Origin of the sequence: Flavobacterium hungaricum, assembly GCF_015182285.1 — a bacterium.
GTDB classification, from domain to species: domain Bacteria; phylum Bacteroidota; class Bacteroidia; order Flavobacteriales; family Flavobacteriaceae; genus Flavobacterium; species Flavobacterium hungaricum.
This window is the reverse complement of record NZ_PRDM01000005.1, coordinates 526214-532299: the sequence shown is the minus strand read 5'-3', so window position 1 is coordinate 532299 and position 6086 is coordinate 526214. Positions and strand designations below refer to the sequence as shown.

The window sequence follows — 6086 nt, the reverse complement described above, 5'->3', positions numbered from 1 at the left end:
TGATGTTATCTAAAAAAATTATTACAATGAAAAGATTATTTTTATCCCTAGTACTCATGGCTGTAACAACAAGTTACAGCCAAGAGTTAAACCTACCAGTGTTTACCCAATATTTGGCAGACAACCCTTTTATCCTTTCCCCGGCTTATGCTGGTATTGGAGACAACTTGAGAATTAGGGCTAATGGTCTTACACAATGGGTCGGAATCAAAGATGCGCCGGACAACCAGTCTCTTTATGCCGATTTTAGAATCTTGGACCGTTCGGGTGTTGGTATTTCTATCTACAATGATAAAAATGGATATACAAGACAAACCGGAGCAAAAGTATCTTTTGCACACCACTTGATTTTGGATTATCGTACAGAGCAATACTTATCTTTTGGTATTTCGTATAACTTCAATAGCTTTCAAATTGATGTAGATCAGTTTGTAAATCAAAACGGAGTATCGCCGCCTATTACAGACAGACGTTACTCAGCCAACAACAACTTTGATTTAAGTGCTTTATACCGTAATAGAGGATTTTACATTAGTTTTAATGCCAATAACGTTTTAAAGAAAAATGTTAATATAGAAAGGGTAAATGAACCAGATTTGCTTTCAAATTACCAAGTCTATTCAGGATTTACTTTTAAAGATGGAGAAAACAGACGTATCGAATACGAGCCGTCTGTATTTTACCAATACTTTGCAAGTGACCAGCGTTCGACTACCGATTTTAACTTTAAATACCGTAGATACAACCGTTACGAAGATTATTATTGGGTTGGAGTTTCGTATCGTTTCTTAAACGATCAATTTCCAAAACCATTATCGATTAGTCCAATGGCTGGTTTCATGAAATCTAAGTTCTATTTTGCATACTCGTATCAAATTATGTTCAACGGTCTTTCTTCTTACAATTCAGGTACGCATTCTATTACTATTGGTTTCGATTTCTTACAGTCCATTAGTAACTGTCCTTGTACGCAGAGTCCAATTCGAGATTAAAAAACCTTTTTTGTCATTTTAGGAACATAATTTGTTTATTTTTCACAAATTACAACGTTTTCGCTTTTATTGCCGCGATATTTTTAGTTTTTAGAAATTTATACTACTATAAAAGTTCTATATTTGTTATTCTTTCAAAAAATTAAAAAATTTAGCAGATGAAAACTTTAAATGATTTCGATTTTAAAAATAAAAAGGCAATTATTCGTGTTGATTTCAACGTGCCTTTAGATGAAAATTTTAATGTAACAGATACAACGCGTATCGAAGCAGCTAAGCCAACCATTGATACTATTTTAGCTCAAGGAGGCAGTGTAATTTTGATGTCTCATTTAGGACGCCCAAAAGGTGCTGAAGAAAAGTACTCTTTAAAACATATTTTAAAAACAGCTTCTGAGATTTTAGGAGTTGAGGTAAAGTTTGCAGAAAACTGTGTTGGAGAACCAGCTCAGTCTGCGGCAAAAGATCTTAAACCAGGTGAAGTTTTATTATTAGAAAATTTACGTTTTCATGCTGAAGAAGAAGCAGGTGATGTAGCTTTCGCTAAAGAATTAGCTTCTCTTGGAGATATTTATGTTAACGATGCATTTGGTACCGCTCACAGAGCACACGCATCAACTACTATTATAGCACAATTTTTTCCAAACGATAAAACTTTCGGAACATTATTGGCTAAAGAAATTGACAGTTTAAACAAAGTTCTTAAAAACAGCGAAAAACCTGTAACAGCAGTTCTTGGAGGTTCTAAAGTTTCTTCTAAAATTACTGTAATCGAAAATATCTTAGATAAAGTAGATCACATGATTATTGGAGGCGGAATGACTTTTACATTCGTTAAAGCACAAGGAGGAAAAATCGGTGAGTCGATCTGTGAAGATGATAAATTAGATTTGGCTTTAGAAATTTTAAGACTGGCAAAAGAGAAAAACGTACAAGTACACATTCCAGTTGATGTTATTGCTGCAGACGATTTCTCAAATACAGCAAATACACAAGTAGTAGACGTAACTGCAATTCCTGACGGATGGCAGGGTCTTGATGCAGGTCCAAAATCATTAGAGAACTTCAAAAAAGTAATTCTAGAGTCCAAAACAATTCTTTGGAATGGTCCATTAGGAGTTTTTGAAATGGAAACATTCTCTAAAGGAACGATCGCTTTAGGTGATTTTATTGCAGAATCAACAGAAAAAGGAGCATTTTCTCTAGTTGGAGGAGGTGATTCTGTTGCTGCTGTAAAACAGTTCGGTTTTGAAGATAAAATGAGCTACGTTTCTACTGGCGGCGGGGCTATGCTGGAAATGTTAGAAGGAAAAGTTTTACCTGGAATCGCTGCGATTTTAGACTAAAATATCACAATTAACATTTTTTTACATAGTTTTCTTCGATAAAGAGCTTAAGTTTGCAAAAGTAACACTTCTATAATCGTTTGATTTATAGAATTTTAATAAAATGTTATATGATTGTAATGAAAAGATTATCATTAGTGGTTTCGGCTTTATTTTCAATGACAATGTTTGCACAGGAAACTGCTAAAACAGAATTGGAACTAAAACCAATGGTTAAGCTTTCTTATTTAGATTCTATTAAAAGCACTTTCAAAAAAGACGATCTAGCTTCAAAAGTAGACAGTCTATGGATGAAAGAATTAGTAAGTCTGGATATTTATGATGACTTGACCAAAGACATTCAAACCATCAATAAAGACGTTACCGTTGATGAAGAACTGCCGACAGAACTTCTCAAACAGCGTCTGGCTGCAATGAATCAAAAGTCACCTTTTGAAATCCAGTACAATCAAGGTTTAGAAAATGTAATAAAGTCATTCCTTAAGAACCGTAAAAAATCGTTCTCTCGATTAATGGCTTTATCAGAATACTACTTTCCAATATTCGAGGAAACATTTGCAAGACAAAACATTCCGTTGGAAGTAAAATATTTGGCCGTTGTAGAATCTGCTTTAAATCCTAAAGCAGTTTCTAAAATGGGCGCTACCGGTCTTTGGCAGTTTATGTATGGAACCGGAAAACAATACGCTTTAAAAATTGATTCTTATATTGACGAAAGAAGCGATCCTCTTAAAGCAACCGCAGCCTGCTCAGATTACATGAACAGAATGTTCAGCGTTTTCAACGACTGGGAATTGGTTTTAGCATCTTATAACTCAGGGCCAGGAAATGTTACCAAAGCAATTCGCCGTTCTGGAGGAAAAACAGGTTATTGGGATATTCGTAACAATCTTCCAAAAGAAACACAAGGATATGTTCCGGCATTTTATGCAACAATGTATCTTTTTGAGTACCACAAAGAACACGGAATCAATCCAGAAAGAGCTGTCGTAAAAAACTTTGAGACAGATACAGTTGCCATAAAAAATCAAATGTCATTCAAACAAATTGCTGATTTGTTAGACATGCCGCAATCGCAGCTGCAGCTTTTAAATCCATCGTATAAGTTAAATGTCGTTCCGGCATATCATGGCGAACAAAATTTCCTTCGTCTCCCAAAAGACAAAATAGCAACTTTCGTTTCAAACGAAGACAAGATTTATGCTTACGTACAGCACGAATCATTGTCTAAAACAATTCCAGCTCGTTTAGCGGCTAAAATCGGCCCAAAAGCAAAACCAGTTAGAGAAGCGGTAGAAAGTGCAAAAGACATTCAATTTTACAAAGTTAAAAAAGGAGACAATTTAGGAGCAATTGCCGATAAATACAACGTAAATGTTACGGAGTTAAAACAATGGAACAACCTTAAATCCAATGCAATTGCATTAGGCAGAACTTTAAAAATTAAATCGGATGTTGATGCTTCTGCAAAAGTGGTAAAAGAGCCTAAAGCGCTACCGGCTATGGAGAAAAATACAGAAGAAGCTCTTGCATCTGCAGACGACAAAGAAAAAGTTTCTATACAAACTGTAGAGTATACAGTTGCTGCTGGTGACAATTTAGGAAGCATTGCTAAAAAATTCGGTACGACTATTGCTGACTTAAAAGAATTAAATAATCTAGCGTCTAATAATATTGTTTTAGGAAAGACTTTAGTAGTTTCTAAAATAGTTACAGAAATAGAGGAACCAACAACAACAGCTATTGCTTCAAATTCTGTTGATTCATTCAAGAAAAAAGCAGTTTCTGCTAAAAGTTTAGGCGAAGATTATTACGTTAAAAAAGGAGATTCTTTATACAGTATTTCAAAAAAATATCCTGGAGTAACCATTTCAGATATTAAAAAATGGAACGGAATTAAAGATGAAGATATTAAACCGGGAATGAAACTTAAAATAAACGGATAAAAGAAAAATCTTATTTAAATTTGGGTTTTATTTCATAAATTAAAAAAATGAATAAAACCCATTTTTTATTGCTTATACTTTCATTGTTTTTTGTTTCTTGTCTTAAAAATGACAAGCAATCAGAACCCATTTCTGGTAAAACCAATACCATCTCGATCATTATTGACGACCAATTATGGTATGGGGAAGTAGGAGACAGTATCCGAAACAAATTTGCATCGCCGGTTCTTGGGCTTACACAAGAAGAACCGCTTTTTACAATCAATCAATATCCAGCACGATTACTTGAAGGCTTTGTTACAGACAGCCGCAGTATCATTGTAGTTAAAAAAGCTGCAGCGGATAAATTTGAAATTCTTCACAGCAAAACCCTGCCCCATAATACATTTCGAATTTATGGCAAATCGGTAGACGATATTATCTGCAGTATCGAATTGAATTCGGCCGAAATTATCAAAATGATTCGCGATGCCGAAATCGAAAAAGTGCAGCAGGACAATAGCAAATCATTGTTAAATCCAGCAGTGATTAAAAATAAATTTCATGTCGATCTTCAAATTCCGACCGGTTATGAATACATGCTCCATAAGAAAAACTTTATTTGGCTCAAAAAAGATATTATCAGCGGCAATACCAGTCTTTTAATTTATCAGATTCCACTGCGCAGTTTTAAAATGAAAAACGATGTTGTCGGAAGTATTATTAAAATGCGTGATTCGGTAGGCAGATATATTAAAGGCCGTGAACCCAATACGCGCATGATTACTGGTGAAGCGTATGCACCTTATTTTTCAAACATTACCTTAGACGGAAAAAAAGCTTTTGAGACAAAAGGGAACTGGGAATTAAAGAATGATTTTATGGCCGGTCCTTTTATTAATTATGCAATAGTCGACCAAAGATATAATCGCCTTTTGGTGATAGAAGGCTTCTGTTACTCGCCTTCCAATCAAGAACGAGATTTAATGCTCGATTTAGAAGCAATTATAAAATCAGTTAAAATTGATAAACGATAGTAGTTTTGGTTTCATGTTTCGGTTTTGGTAATACAATGCTTTGGACTGAAACGTGAAAGAACATGTTTTTTTTCGTAATTTTATTTGTAACAAACATTAAAACAAATAGTTATGAAAAAGCTAATCTTAACAATCGTACTAATCAGTTTGTGTTTTATTTCTTGCAAGAAAGAAGTTAAAACCGAAGTTGTAACTGTAAAAGATACCGACAGTATTAAAACAGAAGCAGTGTCCGCCGAAGAACCGGTAGATTCTGCAGCACAAGCAAAAGCCTGGCAGGCATATGCAACACCTGGTAACGAACATAAACTCATGGCAGACGAAGCGGGAACATGGAATTGTGATATGACGTTTTGGTATGAGCCCAATGGAAAACCAGAAAAAGCAAATTCAACAGCTGTTATTAAAATGATTCTGGGCGGACGCTATCAGGAATCCGATTACAAAGGAACCATAATGGGTGGACCTTTTGAAGGGAAGAGCACCTTGGCTTTTAATAATGCAAGTAAAGAATTTACAACTACTTTTATTGACAATATGGGAACAGGAATGATGGTTGCTGTTGGAAAATATGACGAAAAATCGAAAACAATAGAATATAAAGGAGAAGTAGTAAATCCGGTGAACGGAAAAAAAGCTCCCTACAGAGAAGTCTACACCATTGTTGATGCCAAAACCCGTAAAATGGAAATGTTTGATGTAAAAAACGGATCGGAATATAAAAGTATGGAAATTGTAATGACGAAGAAATAAATTTTTTTAAGAGGCACAAAGCTGCAAAGAAAC

General features: G+C 34.7%; 5 protein-coding genes. All 5 read left to right on the top strand.

Translation table 11 applies throughout. The features are described 5' to 3' along the window. Positions 1-26: 26 nt before the first annotated feature. The 5 genes from C4F50_RS21730 (at position 27) to C4F50_RS21710 (ending at position 6053) form a co-directional block, all read left to right on the top strand. A complete protein-coding gene (locus C4F50_RS21730; protein WP_228012108.1) occupies positions 27-992 on the top strand; it encodes a PorP/SprF family type IX secretion system membrane protein in 966 nt (321 codons plus the stop codon). A gap of 158 nt (positions 993-1150) precedes the next feature. After that, positions 1151-2338, top strand: coding sequence for a phosphoglycerate kinase (locus C4F50_RS21725; protein WP_194140743.1), 1188 nt, complete (start codon positions 1151-1153; stop codon positions 2336-2338). A gap of 119 nt (positions 2339-2457) precedes the next feature. Then, positions 2458-4284: a lytic transglycosylase gene (locus tag C4F50_RS21720; RefSeq protein ID WP_228012107.1), complete on the top strand. Its 1827-nt coding sequence runs from the start codon at positions 2458-2460 to the stop codon at positions 4282-4284. A 47-nt stretch (positions 4285-4331) separates the two neighbouring features. Then, the gene (locus C4F50_RS21715) at positions 4332-5300 is read left to right on the top strand and encodes a DUF4837 family protein (RefSeq protein WP_194140742.1); all 969 of its coding nucleotides are present in this window, start codon (positions 4332-4334) and stop codon (positions 5298-5300) included. A gap of 111 nt (positions 5301-5411) precedes the next feature. Beyond that, a complete protein-coding gene (locus C4F50_RS21710; RefSeq protein WP_194140741.1) occupies positions 5412-6053 on the top strand; it encodes a DUF1579 domain-containing protein in 642 nt (213 codons plus the stop codon). Positions 6054-6086 lie beyond the last annotated feature (33 nt).